At 56.4% G+C, this 18,055-nt stretch carries 16 protein-coding genes and 1 pseudogene; 6 read left to right on the top strand and 11 right to left on the bottom strand.

Going from position 1 to position 18,055, the window contains the following annotated elements; all coding sequences use genetic code 11:
* Positions 1-198: 198 nt before the first annotated feature.
* Positions 199-648 (bottom strand): PaaI family thioesterase, encoded by a 450-nt coding sequence (locus KZ772_RS03430; protein ID WP_290538468.1) that lies wholly within the window; start codon positions 646-648, stop codon positions 199-201.
* Positions 645-1,115 (bottom strand): PaaI family thioesterase, encoded by a 471-nt coding sequence (locus KZ772_RS03435; RefSeq protein WP_234999936.1) that lies wholly within the window; start codon positions 1,113-1,115, stop codon positions 645-647. The genes KZ772_RS03430 and KZ772_RS03435 overlap by 4 nt, the downstream gene beginning before the upstream one ends.
* A gap of 137 nt (positions 1,116-1,252) precedes the next feature.
* Between KZ772_RS03435 and KZ772_RS03440 the strand changes: the two genes are divergently transcribed.
* Complete coding sequence (locus tag KZ772_RS03440; RefSeq protein ID WP_290538469.1) at positions 1,253-2,377, top strand: alpha/beta fold hydrolase; 1,125 nt, start codon at positions 1,253-1,255, stop codon at positions 2,375-2,377.
* 56 nt (positions 2,378-2,433) lie between these two features.
* Here the strand turns inward: KZ772_RS03440 and KZ772_RS03445 are convergent, their stop codons facing one another.
* The 4 genes from KZ772_RS03445 to KZ772_RS03460 all read right to left on the bottom strand — a co-directional run bounded on the left by KZ772_RS03445 (position 2,434) and on the right by KZ772_RS03460 (position 5,529).
* Positions 2,434-3,195, bottom strand: a complete 762-nt coding sequence (locus tag KZ772_RS03445) for a hypothetical protein (protein WP_290538470.1) — start codon at positions 3,193-3,195, stop codon at positions 2,434-2,436.
* Positions 3,196-3,277: 82 nt separating this feature from the next.
* Positions 3,278-4,153: a hypothetical protein gene (locus KZ772_RS03450; RefSeq protein WP_290538471.1), complete on the bottom strand. Its 876-nt coding sequence runs from the start codon at positions 4,151-4,153 to the stop codon at positions 3,278-3,280.
* A gap of 205 nt (positions 4,154-4,358) precedes the next feature.
* Entirely contained in the window at positions 4,359-4,757 is a 399-nt protein-coding gene (locus KZ772_RS03455) for a YkvA family protein (protein ID WP_290538472.1), read from the bottom strand.
* Positions 4,747-5,529, bottom strand: a complete 783-nt coding sequence (locus tag KZ772_RS03460; RefSeq protein ID WP_290509312.1) for a ParA family protein — start codon at positions 5,527-5,529, stop codon at positions 4,747-4,749. The genes KZ772_RS03455 and KZ772_RS03460 overlap by 11 nt, the downstream gene beginning before the upstream one ends.
* A gap of 445 nt (positions 5,530-5,974) precedes the next feature.
* Here KZ772_RS03460 and KZ772_RS03465 point away from each other — a divergent pair, with 445 nt between their 5' ends.
* Positions 5,975-6,988, top strand: a complete 1,014-nt coding sequence (locus KZ772_RS03465; RefSeq protein WP_290538473.1) for a cytochrome P450 — start codon at positions 5,975-5,977, stop codon at positions 6,986-6,988.
* Positions 6,989-7,282: 294 nt separating this feature from the next.
* Here KZ772_RS03465 and KZ772_RS03470 read toward each other — a convergent pair whose 3' ends face one another.
* Together KZ772_RS03470 and KZ772_RS03475 are read right to left on the bottom strand one after the other, a co-directional pair.
* Positions 7,283-7,780, bottom strand: a complete 498-nt coding sequence (locus tag KZ772_RS03470; RefSeq protein WP_290538474.1) for a YkvA family protein — start codon at positions 7,778-7,780, stop codon at positions 7,283-7,285.
* On the bottom strand, positions 7,770-8,552 hold the full coding sequence (locus tag KZ772_RS03475) for a ParA family protein (protein WP_290509312.1): 783 nt from the start codon (positions 8,550-8,552) through the stop codon (positions 7,770-7,772). Before KZ772_RS03475 ends, KZ772_RS03470 begins: the two co-directional genes overlap by 11 nt.
* A gap of 445 nt (positions 8,553-8,997) precedes the next feature.
* Here KZ772_RS03475 and KZ772_RS03480 point away from each other — a divergent pair, with 445 nt between their 5' ends.
* Positions 8,998-10,341: a cytochrome P450 gene (locus KZ772_RS03480; protein WP_290538475.1), complete on the top strand. Its 1,344-nt coding sequence runs from the start codon at positions 8,998-9,000 to the stop codon at positions 10,339-10,341.
* A gap of 63 nt (positions 10,342-10,404) precedes the next feature.
* Here KZ772_RS03480 and gorA read toward each other — a convergent pair whose 3' ends face one another.
* The gene (gene gorA, locus KZ772_RS03485) at positions 10,405-11,769 is read right to left on the bottom strand and encodes a glutathione-disulfide reductase (protein WP_290538476.1); all 1,365 of its coding nucleotides are present in this window, start codon (positions 11,767-11,769) and stop codon (positions 10,405-10,407) included.
* 364 nt (positions 11,770-12,133) lie between these two features.
* Here gorA and KZ772_RS03490 point away from each other — a divergent pair, with 364 nt between their 5' ends.
* Entirely contained in the window at positions 12,134-12,784 is a 651-nt protein-coding gene (locus KZ772_RS03490; protein WP_290538477.1) for a transglycosylase SLT domain-containing protein, read from the top strand.
* Between the two features lie 138 nt (positions 12,785-12,922).
* Here KZ772_RS03490 and KZ772_RS03495 read toward each other — a convergent pair whose 3' ends face one another.
* A complete protein-coding gene (locus KZ772_RS03495) occupies positions 12,923-13,225 on the bottom strand; it encodes a Rieske 2Fe-2S domain-containing protein (RefSeq protein ID WP_290538478.1) in 303 nt (100 codons plus the stop codon).
* 242 nt (positions 13,226-13,467) lie between these two features.
* Between KZ772_RS03495 and KZ772_RS03500 the strand changes: the two are divergent.
* Positions 13,468-14,290 (top strand): annotated as a pseudogene (locus KZ772_RS03500) (transposase); the annotation flags it as partial.
* An 84-nt stretch (positions 14,291-14,374) separates the two neighbouring features.
* Here the strand turns inward: KZ772_RS03500 and ppsA are convergent.
* Positions 14,375-16,747 carry a phosphoenolpyruvate synthase gene (ppsA, locus tag KZ772_RS03505; RefSeq protein WP_290538479.1) on the bottom strand — a complete coding sequence of 791 codons (2,373 nt, stop codon included), beginning with the start codon at positions 16,745-16,747 and terminating at the stop codon, positions 14,375-14,377.
* Positions 16,748-17,202: 455 nt separating this feature from the next.
* Here ppsA and KZ772_RS03510 point away from each other — a divergent pair, with 455 nt between their 5' ends.
* The gene (locus tag KZ772_RS03510; RefSeq protein ID WP_290538480.1) at positions 17,203-18,021 is read left to right on the top strand and encodes a pyruvate, water dikinase regulatory protein; all 819 of its coding nucleotides are present in this window, start codon (positions 17,203-17,205) and stop codon (positions 18,019-18,021) included.
* Positions 18,022-18,055: the final 34 nt, after the last annotated feature.

Consider the following 18,055-nt stretch of genomic DNA (forward strand, 5'->3'; position numbering starts at 1 on the left):
CGCGTTCTGACAATCGGGCCGGGTGTTGGCGTGAAATCACAATTTAACGCCGGACCAGGGAAAAGCAATTGATAATGGATAACTCGTGGGATAACTCCTCTGCCGTCAAACGCAGGAAGCCGCGCCCAACCTCTGGACGCGGTCTTAGAGTTTCCAGATCTGTCTCGGGGTTGATTTCGCCGTTATCAACGATCCATTTCAGCCGGCATCGTCCGACAGCAGGAAATGCGCCCGGGCAATGGTAATCGGCTCCTGGCGGTTTTTCTGCCAGGCGCTGATGTGCACATTGGCAATGCGGCGCCCCAGCCGGGTGACGCTGCATTCCGCATAGGTGTCGCGGAACAGGCCGGCACGCAGGTAGTCGATGGTGAAATCGATGGTCTTGGGCACCCGTGGCTCGCCCATTTGCAGCAGGATAAAGATAATCGCCGCCTGCTCCATGAAGCCCGCCACGGCGCCACCATGCAGGGCCGGCAGGGTCGGGTTACCGACTACATTGTCATGCTTGGGCAGCACAAAGGTCAGCTCATCCCCTTGCGCCACCACCTGGATGCCCAGAAAGCGGGCGTAGGGCACCCGGTCGATGAGGCTTTGATAATCTGCTTTGCCGGCACGGCATTCTTCAATCAGGGTTTTCAGTGCTTTCATTGCCCTACCACCTTGCCTGCGGTTTCAATTTTCAGTCGGGTATAGGTCGCCAGACCGGTCGCGATGGGTTCGTCCTCAGTACCCTCTTCCCAGGTGGTAATGCGCACAAAGGCCACATGGTTGGTAAGCCGGTAGCAGGTGGCTTCACACACCACCGCCGCCCCCTTCGCGGGGCCACGCAGGTGATCCACGCGAAAGTCGATGGTGGGAGTGATCTCAAAGGTCGGAAAGGTACGGCAGGTCACTGCCATGCCGCCAGCATGGTCCATCATGGCGAAAATAGCGCCACCATGCATGACCCCGGTTTCCGGGTTGCCCACCAGGTCTTCCCGCCAGGGCACTCGTACCCGGACTGCGTGTTCTTCGGCGCTGAGCACTTCCAGCCCCAGTACAACAGAGTGCCTGACCGACTCCAGAAAGCGGTTACAGACATCCAGACGAGTAAAGGATTGCGATGAAGTTGTCACGACGGCCAATGCCTCCTGTGCGTCGGGCGCGCTAGATTAGCGAGTCGACATTAATCTGCAAAGTGTTACTTTTTCACCATGGTAATGCGTTGCTTTCCCGATAGTATCCCCAGCCCCTTCATTGTCGGAGGCCATCCATGGCGACGTCATCCCGTTTGAAGACCAGTCTGCGTGCCGTTGGACATATCGTCGAGCGTCGGCGCCATCCGCAACGGTTTATCCAGATCGACAAGTGCCCCTGGGATGAAATCTACCGCGACGGCATCATGGCCGTTCGCCATTATAGCCTGCCCCCCATGGACGAGATCCCGGTGAATGACGAGATGATGCCGGTGGAGCGCAACAAATACCGCACGCCCCTGATTCTGGTGCCGGCACTGGGTATCCATTGCTGGACCTACGATTTGATGCCTAACCGTTCCATGGTCCGCTATCTCATGGCGCGGGGCTATGACATCTATCTGGTGGATTGGGGCAAGCCCTCCCAGGCAGAACGCAGTCTGGATCTGGATACCTATGTGAACCGCTGGTTGCCGGCGGCGGTGGACACGGTCAAGGCCCATTCCGGGCAGGAGCAGGTCAATTTGCTGGGCTACTGCATGGGCGGCCTGCTGTGCATGATGTACCTGGGTGGCCACCCGGATGCGCCGGTGCGCAGCCTGATCACTATTGCCAGCCCTGTGAATTTCCACAAGAGCGGCCCCTTCGGCAAGGCCCTTGGCCTGGCATCCATTCCTGCCATGCAGTTGCACGACTGGTTCAAGCTGCGCCTCGAGCCACTGGACGACAAGCTGTTCCACATCCCTGCGGGGCTACTGACCTTCGGTTTCAAAATGACCAACCCGCCGGGGGTTGTACAGGCCTACCTTGATCTCGTGAAGAACATCGCCGACCGGGAATATGTCACCGAGTATATGACCATGGGCCAATGGTTCAACGATATGGTGGATTACCCAGGTGCGGTGGTGCGAGAAGTGATTGAAAAGATGATTCTGGCCAACAGCCTGGCCAAGGGAAAAATCCGCATTGGTGAGCGCAGCGTGGATTTCTCCGCGATTCACCAGGATTTGTTGGCCTTTGCCGGCACCACAGACAATATCGTCAGTCTTCGTGCAGCCAGGGAAGTACTACGTCTGGTGGGCAGCCAGGAAAAGCGTTTCGAGGAAGTCCCTGGTGGGCATGCCGGGGTATTCTCCGGCTCCAAGGCACCCAGCCACGCCTGGCGTATCAGCGCAGACTGGCTGGCTACCCGCTCGGACTGACCAGCAAGGGAAGAAACGTCCTCTATTTTCTCCGTACCCCGTATCTGAACACTGGTTCAGGGCGCCACTAGCTCCTCTACCCGCTCGGCAACCTGGCTGGCATAACGGTAAAAGAGGTATGGCACCTTGTTGGCATCGTTTTCGTTCATGCGCGGGATGGTATTGCGCACAAAAACCCAGCGCTGCTCCACAAAAGCCAACACTTCACGCGCTTGCGCATCGTCAGCATAGCGACCCTTGAGAATGGCCAGCTGATCATCGATACCTTTTGCTTCAATGGCAAAATCCATGGGCGGCAATCCGGTACCGGTTGGCAGGCCTGCTGACGGGAAAGCAGCCAACGCCAGATATTCACTAGCCAACCGCTGCATGGATACCGACAAATCCGCGACATCCAGATACTTGTCTTTGCTGCGAGTTTCGGCCTGCTCTGCCAACTCAGCCACCGCAAGAGTGGTAGTGTTCATCTCGCTCATGGCACCGTAATCCGCATAGCCTAGCGAAGCGAGCGGGTTATCCAGGGCGCGCCGGGATAGTTCACCCCAGGCCTGGCCAAAGGCGCTAGCCTGTGAAACCTCACTACCCTCAGCCTGCCCCTTAAGCTCAGCCACCCGCCGCTCTCCACCTTCGAGCAATTGCCGAAGCGAATCACGGTCTTCCGGGTTGTCACCACGAATCGAAAGCAGATGAAACCCCATCCTGGCGCGCCAGGCATCCGCCTCCATCATTGCAAGCTCCGTTGCAGAAAATGCGGCCTGCGCCCCGGAAACAGCCATCATCAGCGCCCCGGCCAACACCCACAATCCTTGTTTTTTCACCCTGTTTTCCTCTTCCTCAACCCCACGAAAAACCCCCGTCGTTAGCGGGGGCCTTGATGTAAACCAATACTGGTCGTTCCGGCTATTCAACGGGCCCGAAAGTCGGCTTGGCCATATCCGTTGATGCCAGGCTGATAGCCTGTTCCAATGTATCTACCATCTGTCTGGTATAGCGATAAATCAGAAACGGCACCGCATTTTCATAGAATTTCACCATGGACTGGCGAATGAACTTCCACTTCACTGCTACCTGATCCAAGGCCCGGGTCATGGCTTCATCACCAGCGTACTGTTTTTGCGCCGCCTTGAGCATTTTCTCGAATTGCGGCACAGCATTCTTGAAATCCAGCCTGCCTTCATCGGAACCTGCAGCCATACCGCCGGCCGGATCTGCAGCCACATTCAGGTATTCGGAGGTCATCCGCTGAAGGTAGGCTGATAACTCTCGAATCTCGTCATATTTACCGCTACTGGCATTTTCGAACGCATCCATCTTTTCTGACATGATGGCGGGTAACTCATTGACGTCCTTGATGACGTAGGCATTGGTGTACCCTTGCTCCGCCATGGTGTTGCCCTTGGCAGCATCCTTGTAGAGTAACCAGTCCTTCTCCAGGTCAGCCACAAACTGGCGCTCTTCACTGCCTTCGGCAGAACTTTTCAATTCAGAAAGGGCCTGGCTGGCTCGAGCTATAGTGCGTTCAAGATCGGACGCGTAGGTGTCACTGCCGGTCATCACACTGAGCATATGAAAATTTGCGCGAACCTTCCACAGAGACAATTCAAACTCTTCAAGATCCGCATTGCTAATGGCTGCCATCCCCTGCGCTGGCAGCAAGGCGATAGCCAGAAGGCTCCCCAGCAGACGCTTGCCCATAACTACTCCCTTTTCCTGATCGCTAATTGTTGTTGTGCATTGCTTGTTCTTGCTTTGATCACGCCGGCCCAGGGCTGGCACTCACTCAATAAGAGTAAACACTATCACAGAATCCGTAAAAGAGAGGAACCCGGTATTGATATCAGAATGATTATGGTTATACCGACCTCCTCCGAAGGTACTCTAGAAGGTGCTCTACGGATCGCGGCACGCCGAAAATGGCAATCGCTCGCCTGTGGCATACAGGCCTTTCGACGCCATAAACGCCACCACTCGCTTCGCTCCTCTATGGCTGCTCCGGATCTTCCTGCTGGTCACGCCACCCCTGGTAACGCTCAATATCCTGCTGGGCAAATTGCCAGGCCTTGGCCAGCACTCCCATATCATCCAGCAAGCCCAGTCCGATAATCGGGTCGGGAATAGCATCCAGTGGCATCAGAAAATACACCAGCGCTCCGGTGATGGTCAGCAGGGTTGCCCAAGGCACCTGGCGGTAGCGTCCCGTCGTCCAGTCCAGCAGCATCCTGGCCAGCATTTTGAGCTGCTCCGCCGCTTCGCCAAGCCGTTGCTGGAGCTGGTCAGAGCGATTGAAAACCGCCCTGGCAAGCCAGCGGCTGGCCGTTGCCGAGCGCAAGATGCGTTCGGCACGGCCGGAGGCCTGCTTAAGGAACGGATTAGCGGCCATGGAGTTCGTGGAACAGGGCCCGATATTCCTCAGTCAGCTTGTGCTTGGGTTGCAAGTTGACGAGCGGCGTGGCCTGCTCATGGGACTCGCGCATCACCACACTGGCAGACAGCTTGCTGTTCAACATTGGCAACCCCTCCTCTACAAGCGACGCTACCAGCTCCTGGGGCAGCCGGGCGCGGGGCTGGAACTGGTTGACCACAATGCCTTCCACCTGCAACTCGTCATTGTGATCCTCACGGGCTTCCTGAATGTTCTCCAGAAGGGTGTACAGAGCCTTGCGCGAAAAGGCATCACAATCGAAGGGGATCAATACCCGGTCGGCAGCAATGAGCGCAGACAGGGTATAAAAATTATAGGCAGGCGGGGTATCCACAAAGATGGTATCGAAATCCTTGGCCAGGCTTTTCAGCAGGCCGCGCAGCTTGTAGATCTTGTGCTTGGATTCCAGCATGTGCTCAATTTCGCCCAGCTCGCCATCCGACGGCAACACAAACAGGTTCTGGAAAGGGGTGGCATGCACGTATTCACGGGCATCCTTCTCTTTCAACCGAAACGACAACGTCTGGGCAAAGAAGGTACCGATATTGGGCTTCGGGCCCTCCCCATTGCTGTAGGCGGGCATCCCAAGCAGGTATTGGCTGGCGTTGCACTGCGGATCCAGATCCACTACCAGGGTACGATTTCCTTCGGCAGCACTGATGGCAGCCAGGTTTACCGTGATACTGGACTTCCCCACTCCCCCCTTCTGGTTAAACACCACACGACGCATTCCTTGTTCTCCTTAGTACAGCAGGCTTGCGGACTGTCTGCAGGCCATGGCTTGCTGAGCACTCGCAACTATTGGCAGTCACACTCAACCCGGCCGAACTGGCTCACTGGAAGACATAACCGACCAAGCCCGGCCTGCACGCAGTTTTTGTTTGTTGCCGAATCATACACAGGCCTTGGTGGCTCTCCCAGTGCCCACCGCCCCTCTTTTTCTGTCCACAGTTTCTGTGGATAACCGGGTGCATAACCCCTGAGTGACGGGCCCCATCCTCGCCGGGATGCCAGTCAGGCCGGTTACGGTCAAAAAAACAGCACAACACCGGCAAATAGACAACATCTGAGCCGCTCAGCTGACAGGGAAATGCCATAACGAAATCTGTTTAGTGTTGTTGAGCTGAGTGCACTATCCAGCTAAAAGTAGACGTACTGTTTATCAGGAGAGATCCATGTCACAACCGTTTTGTTCGTTGCCCGCCCAGAGTCAACTTCGGGCCGTTCCCGGCGACAAGGGGCTACCGCTGATTGGCCATACCCTCTCCTTCATGCGCGACCCGATCGGCTTGATGCGAAAGCGCTATGATCAATACGGCCCGGTTTCGTGGACCAGCGTATTCGGCCTGAAAATGGTGCAGATGCTGGGCCCGGACGCCAATCAGTTCGTTATGCTCAACCGTGGTGATTTGTTTTCCAATCACCAGGGATGGGACTATTTCATCGGCCGTTTTTTTCATCGTGGCATCATGCTGCTGGATTTCGAGGAGCATCGCTGGCATCGCAAGATCATGCAGCAGGCTTTCAATCGGGATGTGTTGAAGGGTTACCTGGACAGGATGGGGCCACACATCACCTCGGGCATTGCTCCCTGGAAAGAAATTGCCGACTTCCATGTACTCAGTGCGGTAAAACAGCTGACCCTGGATCTGGCCACCGATGTGTTTATGGGGTACGAACTGGGCCCGGAAGCTGATGACATCAATCGGGCCTTTGTTGATACCGTTCGCGCTGGCACGGCCATCGTGCGCACCAGTGTTCCTGGGCTGCGCTGGTCAAAAGGTCTCAAGGGACGCAAGGTTCTGGAAGCTTTCTTCCGCAAGGAAATTGCCGCCAAACGCCAAAGCCGCGATTCCGATCTGTTCAGCGTGCTATGCCATGCAGAAACGGAAGACGGAGAACAATTCAGTGATGACGATGTGGTCAATCACATGATTTTCCTGATGATGGCAGCCCACGATACGTCCACTATCACGCTCTCCACCCTCTTCTATTATCTGGCCAAAAATCCGCAATGGCAGGAACGTCTGCGCACGCAGCTCACTGGAAGGAACGTAACCGACCAGGCCCGGCCTGCACGCAGTTTTTGTTTGTTGCCGAATCATACACAGGCCTTGGTGGCTCTCCAGGCCCCAGTGGCCCACCGCCTCTTTCCAATCACAGTTTCTGTGGATAACCGGAGTGCATAACCCCTGAGTGACGGGCCCCATCATAAGCCGGGATGCCAGTCAGGCCGGTTACGGTCAAAACAGCATAACACCGGCAAATAGACAACATCTACTCAGCTGACAGGAAATGCCATGGCAAATCTGTTTAGTGTTGTTGAGCTGAGTGCACTATCCAGCTAAAAGTAGACGTACTGTTTATCAGGAGAATCCGTATCACGGCTCCGTTTTTGTTCGTTGCCCGCCCAAGAGTCAACTTCCGGGCCGTTCCCGGCGACAAGGGGCTACCGCGCTGATTGAAAGCGCCTTGCCTCTCCTTCATGCGCGACCCGCGATCGGCGATGCGAAAGAAAGCGCTGCGGAAGTCAGCCACGGCCCAGTTTCGTGGACCAGCGTATTCGGCCTGAAAATGAATTGCGAATGCTGCTCCGGATCTTCCTGCTGGTCACGCCACCCCTGGTAACGCTCAATATCCTGCTGGGCAAATTGCCAGGCCTTGGCCAGCACTCCCATATCATCCAGCAAGCCCAGTCCGATAATCGGGTCGGGAATAGCATCCAGTGGCATCAGAAAATACACCAGCGCTCCGGTGATGGTCAGCAGGGTTGCCCAAGGCACCTGGCGGTAGCGTCCCGTCGTCCAGTCCAGCAGCATCCTGGCCAGCATTTTGAGCTGCTCCGCCGCTTCGCCAAGCCGTTGCTGGAGCTGGTCAGAGCGATTGAAAACCGCCCTGGCAAGCCAGCGGCTGGCCGTTGCCGAGCGCAAGATGCGTTCGGCACGGCCGGAGGCCTGCTTAAGGAACGGATTAGCGGCCATGGAGTTCGTGGAACAGGGCCCGATATTCCTCAGTCAGCTTGTGCTTGGGTTGCAAGTTGACGAGCGGCGTGGCCTGCTCATGGGACTCGCGCATCACCACACTGGCAGACAGCTTGCTGTTCAACATTGGCAACCCCTCCTCTACAAGCGACGCTACCAGCTCCTGGGGCAGCCGGGCGCGGGGCTGGAACTGGTTGACCACAATGCCTTCCACCTGCAACTCGTCATTGTGATCCTCACGGGCTTCCTGAATGTTCTCCAGAAGGGTGTACAGAGCCTTGCGCGAAAAGGCATCACAATCGAAGGGGATCAATACCCGGTCGGCAGCAATGAGCGCAGACAGGGTATAAAAATTATAGGCAGGCGGGGTATCCACAAAGATGGTATCGAAATCCTTGGCCAGGCTTTTCAGCAGGCCGCGCAGCTTGTAGATCTTGTGCTTGGATTCCAGCATGTGCTCAATTTCGCCCAGCTCGCCATCCGACGGCAACACAAACAGGTTCTGGAAAGGGGTGGCATGCACGTATTCACGGGCATCCTTCTCTTTCAACCGAAACGACAACGTCTGGGCAAAGAAGGTACCGATATTGGGCTTCGGGCCCTCCCCATTGCTGTAGGCGGGCATCCCAAGCAGGTATTGGCTGGCGTTGCACTGCGGATCCAGATCCACTACCAGGGTACGATTTCCTTCGGCAGCACTGATGGCAGCCAGGTTTACCGTGATACTGGACTTCCCCACTCCCCCCTTCTGGTTAAACACCACACGACGCATTCCTTGTTCTCCTTAGTACAGCAGGCTTGCGGACTGTCTGCAGGCCATGGCTTGCTGAGCACTCGCAACTATTGGCAGTCACACTCAACCCGGCCGAACTGGCTCACTGGAAGACATAACCGACCAAGCCCGGCCTGCACGCAGTTTTTGTTTGTTGCCGAATCATACACAGGCCTTGGTGGCTCTCCCAGTGCCCACCGCCCCTCTTTTTCTGTCCACAGTTTCTGTGGATAACCGGGTGCATAACCCCTGAGTGACGGGCCCCATCCTCGCCGGGATGCCAGTCAGGCCGGTTACGGTCAAAAAAACAGCACAACACCGGCAAATAGACAACATCTGAGCCGCTCAGCTGACAGGGAAATGCCATAACGAAATCTGTTTAGTGTTGTTGAGCTGAGTGCACTATCCAGCTAAAAGTAGACGTACTGTTTATCAGGAGAGATCCATGTCACAACCGTTTTGTTCGTTGCCCGCCCAGAGTCAACTTCGGGCCGTTCCCGGCGACAAGGGGCTACCGCTGATTGGCCATACCCTCTCCTTCATGCGCGACCCGATCGGCTTGATGCGAAAGCGCTATGATCAATACGGCCCGGTTTCGTGGACCAGCGTATTCGGCCTGAAAATGGTGCAGATGCTGGGCCCGGACGCCAATCAGTTCGTTATGCTCAACCGTGGTGATTTGTTTTCCAATCACCAGGGATGGGACTATTTCATCGGCCGTTTTTTTCATCGTGGCATCATGCTGCTGGATTTCGAGGAGCATCGCTGGCATCGCAAGATCATGCAGCAGGCTTTCAATCGGGATGTGTTGAAGGGTTACCTGGACAGGATGGGGCCACACATCACCTCGGGCATTGCTCCCTGGAAAGAAATTGCCGACTTCCATGTACTCAGTGCGGTAAAACAGCTGACCCTGGATCTGGCCACCGATGTGTTTATGGGGTACGAACTGGGCCCGGAAGCTGATGACATCAATCGGGCCTTTGTTGATACCGTTCGCGCTGGCACGGCCATCGTGCGCACCAGTGTTCCTGGGCTGCGCTGGTCAAAAGGTCTCAAGGGACGCAAGGTTCTGGAAGCTTTCTTCCGCAAGGAAATTGCCGCCAAACGCCAAAGCCGCGATTCCGATCTGTTCAGCGTGCTATGCCATGCAGAAACGGAAGACGGAGAACAATTCAGTGATGACGATGTGGTCAATCACATGATTTTCCTGATGATGGCAGCCCACGATACGTCCACTATCACGCTCTCCACCCTCTTCTATTATCTGGCCAAAAATCCGCAATGGCAGGAACGTCTGCGCACGGAAAGCCAGGCCCTCGCCAAAACCTGCCTGGACTATGAGGACCTGCCCCGGCTGGAAGGCATTGGCATGGCCATGAAAGAAGCGTTGCGGCTCTGCGCTCCAGTACCTTCCCTGCCGCGCAAGACCGTCAAGGACGTGGAATACGAGGGGTTTTTCATCCCCCGTGGCAGCTTTATCAATGTGGTCCCCTACTTCACACACTACATGGAAGAGTACTGGCCGGAACCGGAAAGATTCGATCCGGAACGGTTCAGTGACGCCCGTCGGGAGGACAAGGTGCATCCCTATGCCTGGGTGCCGTTCGGGGGCGGCGCACACAAATGTATCGGCCTGCACTTTGCGGAGATGCAGGTGAAGGCGATTCTGCACCAGGTGCTGCTCAATTATCGCTGGAGCGTACCGCAGGACTATGAAATGCCGGTGGATACCACTAGCCTGCCGGTCCCAGGGGATGGGTTGCCGGTGGACCTGGAGAGAATCTGACACCCTGTCCGCAGGAGCGTCGCTGGCGGCGGTCCTGCGGTGAGGCCAAACACTATTGGCTGTTCAGGCGGTGAGCCTTTCCCCCTGACGCATCGTCACCAACTCTTCCGCTGCTGTCGGGTGGATACCCACAGTGGCGTCGAAGTCCGCCTTGGTGGCGCCCATCTTGATGGCCACGGCAAAGCCCTGGGTAATTTCCGCCGCGTCCTCACCGGCCATATGCAAGCCAAGCACCTTGTCGGTTTCATCGTCCACAATCAGCTTTATCAGGCTGCGCTCCTGCTTGTCGCCCAGGGTGTAACGCATGGGCCGAAAACTACTTTTATAGACCCGGATCGCCGGAGTCTGCTGTAGCGCCTCTTCCTGGCTAAGCCCAACGGTACCGATGTTCGGATGGCTGAAAACAGCAGTGGCGATGTTGTGGTAATCCATTTCGGCCTTCGGCTTTCTCTCTCCGAACAGCTTCGCGGCCAGCCACATGCCCTCCGCCAAGGCGACAGGGGTCAGTTGGACACGATCGATGACATCGCCCAGTGCGTAAAGCCCCTGGATTGAGGTGGCAAAACCCGCATCAACCTTGATTGCCCCATTGCTCGCCAGCGCTGGCGCGGCCCCTTCAGCAAACAACCCATCCAGCTTTGGCACACGGCCGGTAGCGTAGAACACCTCGTCAAAGGTCTGCTGACTGCCATCCAGGTAGGTAACCTGCTTGCCACCATCGGCAAGATCAACGCGCGCCACGTCCGTATTGAATTTCAGGTCAACGCCCTGCCCACGCATTTGTTCAGCCACGAACTGGCGGATATCACCGTCAAACCCTCGCAGGAAGAGGTCTCCCCGGTACAGTTGGGTAACCTGACAGCCCAGCCCATGCAGGATGCCGGCGAACTCGGTGGCAATATAACCCCCGCCGACCACCGCTACCCGTTCGGGCAAGACATCCAGATAGAACAGGTCGTCGGAGATTCGCACCAGCTCACGGCCGGGCAACTCCGGGACAAAGGGCTTTCCGCCGGTGGCAATGAGAATATTGGCCGCGCTGAGTTCTTGATCATCGACCGCAACCCGGCCTTCCCCCAACACCTTGCCGTGGCCTTCGAAAATGGTAACCCCGGCCTGGTCGAGGATCCGCTGGTAAATGCCATTCAAACGCTCAATCTCACGGCTTTTATTATCCCGCAGGGTAGCCCAGTCGAATGACCAGCCCTGCACGGAAAAGCCAAAATCCTCGGCCAGCGCGAATTCCTGGGGGAAATGGGAACCGTAGGAGAACAGTTTCTTGGGCACACAGCCCACATTCACGCAGGTGCCACCAAAGAAACGCTCCTCAATGATGGCCACCCGGGCACCATGGCTTGCCGCCATACGTGCTGCACGGACACCGCCTGAGCCGGCTCCGATCACCACCAGATCAAATTCTGTCGTCACTGCTGTCTCCTTCTGGATTTGCCCCTATTGTGCGCAGCGCGGAAGGATTAACAAGCCACTCAGGCTGATTCGGGTCATAGGCAGAACCGATGGGTCCATATCGTGAACAAACCACTGGAATGTGCACCACGCCTCTTGGGCCTTTAGCCAAGCGATAGTATGATGATTCCCGGTTATGTGGGTACGCTCAGCGGCTTATATCGACAATTCATCGGTCATGAGTCATAACAACAAGGCGCGACGTTATCATGGGGGTAACCTCCGCCAGAAAAGCTGATACCGGGCAAGCATTGTTTCCCGGGCAGACTTTTCCTTAAAACAACAACGTGCAGAAACAGCGCATAGAATGGGGAACGGGAATCCAATGCGACTGACCGGGCTGCTGACTCTGTTAATGAGCGGCATGATCAGTTTTTCAGGCACTGTCGGGGCCAGTGATATTTACAAGTATCGCGCCGCGGACGGCACTATTCTGTTCACAGATCAGCCCCAGGATCGAGTCGGTAAAAATCACACCCTGCTGTCAATCCGCAAGGGCTGGAGCTATCAGCCCAGGGCCCTGAGCGATGTGGAGCGGGATCGCTACGACAACCTGATTACCTTTGCCGCCGGACAGCACCGCGTCGATCCGGCTCTGGTCAAAGCGGTCATCCATGCCGAGTCCCTTTTCAACCCTCAGGCCGTTTCCCGTGTTGGCGCCCAGGGCCTTATGCAGCTGATGCCCGAAACCGCTGCCTATCTGGAAGTCAGCAACCCATTCGATGCCCGCGAGAATATCCTCGGAGGCACCCGCTTTCTGGCATATCTAAAAGGCAAATTCTCCACTCTGGACCATATCCTTGCAGCCTATAATGCTGGTGAGGGCAACGTGCGCCGTTACGGCGGCATCCCGCCCTTCAAGGAAACCCAGGCCTACGTGCGCAAGGTCAAACAGTTGCGCCACCGCTACAGCAGCCACTTTGTTGCCGATCTTGGTGAAGAAAAGGTGGTCTACGCTTCCCCTGTCCGCCAATAACGCGCTGCCCTCCCGCTTTTGTAGGAGCGTGCCTGCAAGCGGATCTCGACACCAATTCACTTACAGGCAAGCTCCTACAAAAAGACGATCCGCTCACTCTCAGTGACGCCTGTGTTCTCTTTGGTAAAGTCGGATGTGCTACGGGGAAAGATTCACACCCAACCAGGGGCCGTCGTAGTCGATCCGGTATTGCTCGAGTTGGTAGTTGGCGCTCAGACAGCGTCCGCTACGCAGAGAAAACGCCAGCCCATGTCCGGGACAACGCAGCTCACCGTGGCTGACAGTGCAGCGATCCAATGGAAAGTCCGCATGGGGGCAGCGTCGTTGCATTAGGCGGGTCTCGCCCTCCTCATGGATCAGCAACAGCTCCAGCCGCCCGACTTTTACCGGCAGTCGCAGGCCATCGTACAAATCCAGTGTCCTGATCAGGCGATGAAACATGGGGTACCTTTATCCAGGTTTTGAACTTGCGGTGCTTGCGAGCCTCACCCATTCTGGAGTGCGCCCTCTCCCATGAGGGAATAGGCAGCCGAAAGGTAGTCACACGCATACACCCGCCCACACAGTAAAAAGCCCGCAATCGCGCACTGCTGTCCCACAGTTTGGGATAAATGAAAAAGCCTGAACCAATCTGATTACAATGTATCTGCGAAGAAAACGTTGTCATCAGGGAGGTTCAGGCTTTGTCACATTCTAACACCGCCTTTCACGATCTGCTCAAGCCGGTTTCGAGACATGAATTCGATGCCTTGGCGCGAGCAGTCAGGGACGCTGTGCCAGTCGCCAGTTTCTCGTAGCGGGCCGACAGAGCCAGTGTCCTGCAGGCCCAGCAAGGCAAGTTGTACCATCTGGGCGGCAAGCCGATTGCTCGTTCGACTCTGGCCAGAGTGAACGAGAAGCAGCCTTACCAGCTTTACGAGGCGCTGTTTGGGAAGCTGCTAAAACGGTGCCAAAGTTTGCCGGGCCAGCGCCGTTTCCGCTTCAAAAATCCGCTGTATTCCCTAGATGCCAGCCTGATTGACTTGTCCATCAACCTGTTCCCCTGGGCACGGAACAATGCCACCAAAGCCTCGGTGAAATTGCACGTGGGCCTCAATCACGAACGCATGATTCCGGAGTTTGTGTGGATCTCCGACGGCAAGCAAAGTGAGTTGATTGCGGGTCAGCCGAAGGGCAATCATTGCCTTCGACAAGTGGACATGGTTGGAAGTCATTGATGACCCGGCTCCGCCCGAACAGCATCCACTGGAACGACAGTCAAGGGGCAGGAATCAGCTCAACAGTGCACATGCTGCCAATCTGCGGGTCGGCTTCCGCTGCCCGGTAACGGGCCGTCACTATGTCTTCCTGACCAACAACTTCAAGCTAAGCGCACGCACGATTGCTGACATCTATAAGGATCGCTGGCAAGTCGAGTTATTCTTCAAGGCGATCAAGCAGAACCTCAAGATCAAGGCCTTCGTGGGCACATCCCGCAACGGGATTCTGACCCAGTTATGGATTGCCCAGTACGGAATCCGGGTTCAGGGACACGGAAGAGATGCCCTGCTCCATCAACCACTTGGCCAGGTGCAGGATCAAGCGGGCAAATCAGTTGCCATGCTTCTCCGCCAGGTAGAACCAGGTGTCCAGTACGGAATCCGGGTTCAGGGACACGGAAGAGATGCCCTGCTCCAGCAACCACTTGGCCAGGTCAGGATGATCTGACGGGCCCTGGCCACAGATGCCGATATACTTGCCCTGGGCGTTACAGGCATCGATGGCCATCTTCAGCAACTTCTTGACTGCCGGGTCACGCTCATCAAACAGATGGCTGACGATACCGGAATCCCGGTCCAGACCCAGGGTGAGCTGAGTCAGATCGTTGGAGCCAATGGAGAAGCCATCAAAGTGCTGCAGGAACTCGTCAGCCAGCAGCGCGTTGGTAGGCAGTTCGCACATCATGATCACGCGCAGACCGTTTTCGCCACGCTTCAGGCCGTTCTTGGCCAGCAGATCAACCGCCTGCTCCGCTTCGCCCACTGTCCGCACGAAGGGCACCATGATTTCCACATTGGTAAAGCCCATGACGTCGCGCACCTTCTTGAGGGCACGGCATTCCAGCTCAAAGCAGTCACGGAAATTTTCGCTGATATAACGGCTGGCGCCACGGAAGCCCAGCATGGGGTTCTCTTCTTCCGGCTCATAGAGCTTGCCGCCGATCAGGTTCGCGTACTCATTGGACTTGAAGTCAGACAAGCGAACGATGACCTTTTCCGGATGGAAAGCGGCGGCCAGAGTGGAAATCCCCTCAACCAGCTTCTCCACGTAGAAATCCACCGGATCACCGTAACCGGAAGTGCGTTTGTCCACGTTCTGCTTCACGTCCTTGGGCAGACTATCGTAGTTCAGCAGCGCTTTCGGGTGCACACCGATCATGCGGTTGATGATGAACTCAAGACGGGCCAAGCCTACGCCCTGGTTTGGCAGACCGGCGAAATCAAACGCCCGATCCGGGTTACCCACGTTCATCATGATCTTGAACGGCAGCTTGGGCATGGATTCGATGGAGTTTCGCTGAATATCGAATTCCAGCTGGCCCTCATAGATCTTGCCGGTATCACCTTCGGCACAGGATGCCGTCACTTCCTGGCCATCATTGAGCACCTCAGTGGCATCGCCACAGCCTACAATGGCAGGCACGCCCAGCTCGCGGGCAATGATCGCCGCGTGGCAGGTACGGCCACCGCGGTTGGTGATAATAGCCGCTGCACGCTTCATGACCGGCTCCCAGTCCGGATCAGTCATGTCGGTAACAAGCACATCGCCGGGCTGGACCTTGTCCATTTCCTTGATGTTGGTGACGATCCGCACCTTGCCGGCACCGATACGCTGGCCAATGGAGCGGCCTTCTACCAGCACCTTGCCGGTCTGCTTGAGCAGGTAACGCTCCATCACATTCACATCGGAGCGGCTCTTCACGGTCTCCGGGCGAGCCTGCACGATGTAGAGCTTGTTATCGTCGCCGTCCAGTGCCCACTCAATATCCATGGGCATGCCGTAGTGTTTTTCGATCTCGATGGCCTGCCGGGACAGGTTTTCAATCTGCTCGTCATTCAGGCAGTAGACCATGCGCTCGGCATTATCCACTTCCACAATCTGCACAGACTTGCCGGCGGTAGCTTCGGCACCATAGATCATCTTCTGCATCTTGCTGCCCAGGTTGCGGCGCAGGATCGCAGGTTTCTTGTTCAGCAGGGTTTTCTTGTGGACGTAAAACTCATCCGGGTTCACCGCACCCTGCACCACCATTTCACCCAGACCGTAGGAGGCGGTAATAAAGACCACATCGCGGAAGCCGGATTCGGTGTCCATGGAGAACATGACGCCAGCGGCACCTGTCTCGGAGCGAACCATGCGCTGCACGCCAGCAGACAGGGCAACCAGCTTGTGGTCGAAGCCCTGGTGGACGCGGTAGCTGATGGCACGGTCGTTAAACAGGGAGGCGAACACTTCCTTGACAGCAATCATTACGCTGTCGATACCACGAATGTTCAGGAAGGTTTCCTGCTGGCCGGCGAAGGAGGCATCCGGCAGATCTTCTGCGGTCGCAGAAGAACGTACCGCCACCGGCAAATCGGCATTCCCCTCGCCAATCTCTGCGTAAGCCTCGCGGATAGCGCTGTCCAAGGCAGGTTGGAAAGGTGCATCCACAACCCACTGGCGGATCTGCTCGCCAGTCTTGGCCAGAGCAACCACATCATCAACATCCAGGGCGCTTAAGGCCTCGTTGATTTTCTGGGTCAGATTGTTGTGCTCGAGGAACTCGCGAAAGGCTTCAGCGGTGGTGGCAAAGCCGCCCGGAACGGAGACACCCGCTGCCGACAGATTGCTGATCATTTCACCGAGGGATGCATTTTTGCCGCCTACGCGCTCAACGTCATTCTTCCCCAGGTCCTGAAACCAGACTACATATTCCGCCAAGGTCGTCTCCTTTTACGTATTACCGTTGATTACTGGCCTGAGCCGGCTCTAATCGAGCCGACATTCTACTCAAAACCCGCACAGTTTGCCCGCCCCTCGTCGTAATTTGGGTACGAGTTTGGTCAATCCCTGCATCTGAAGCTTGTCATACCCCGCCTCGGGGCACTATCCCCTTGAAAATGAAAGGGTAATTAACCTGCGAGCTTGCCCATCCGGCGCAGTTTAGAAGGATGTGAAGGCAGGGACAACGCCCAAGGCAGGATTTGCCCGACAAGCTGAAAGATAGCACTGGCCCCCGCCTGTCACTGCCTCTAGACTGTCATCATTGAAAACAATGACTTACGAAATCCCCTAGGAGCGGCGCTTGAGCCGCGAATGTACTTGGGAATAAACATCTCAAAGTTGCACGGCTGCAGTAATTGGCGCTCCCAAGACACAGAAAACGGCTGAAACCAATGAAAAGAACGGCGTTTTACCTCTCCGACGGCACTGGCATCACCGCTGAAACCCTCGGCCACAGCATGCTCAGTCAGTTCGGCGATATTGAATTTGTGCAGGTCACCCTGCCCTTCGTTCAGTCCGATGAGCAGACCCGCGAAGCGGTAGCCCGTATCAACAGGGCCTCACAAGAAGATGGCCAGAAACCCGTGGTCTTCTCCACCCTGGTAAACAACGACCACCGCGCCCTGCTACACGGCTGCGATGCCCTGGTGCTGGACCTGTTCGGCGCCTTCCTGAACCCCCTGGAAGACGAACTGGGGGTACGCTCCAGCCACAAGATCAACCAGAGCCACGCTATCCGTGATGCGGAATCCTACCGCATTCGTATCAATGCCGTGCATTTTGCCCTGGACAACGATGACGGCGCCCGCACCCGCCACTACGACCAGGCGGATGTTATCCTGATCGGCGTCTCACGCTCCGGTAAAACACCGACCTGTCTCTACCTGGCACTACAGTTCGGCCTGTTCACCGCCAATTATCCACTCACCGAAGACGACTTCGACGACCTGCGGCTGCCCAAGCCACTGCTTGAACACAAACAAAAACTCTTCGGTCTCACCATCAACGCGGACCGTCTCAGCGCTATCCGCAGCGAACGAAAAGCCGGCAGCAAATACGCCTCCCTGCGTCAGTGTGATATGGAGTTAAGAGCCCTGGAAGCGATGTACAACAAACACAACATTCCGTACCTGGATGCCACGGAGTTATCGATTGAGGAAATCAGTACGCGAGTCTTGGCGATGAAGGGGCTGGAGCGGCGGCTGCAGTAACTGGTACCCGCCGTAGGAGCTTGCCTGCAAGCGA

This window comes from Alcanivorax sp. (genome assembly GCF_019431375.1).
Lineage (GTDB): Bacteria > Pseudomonadota > Gammaproteobacteria > Pseudomonadales > Alcanivoracaceae > Alcanivorax > Alcanivorax jadensis_A.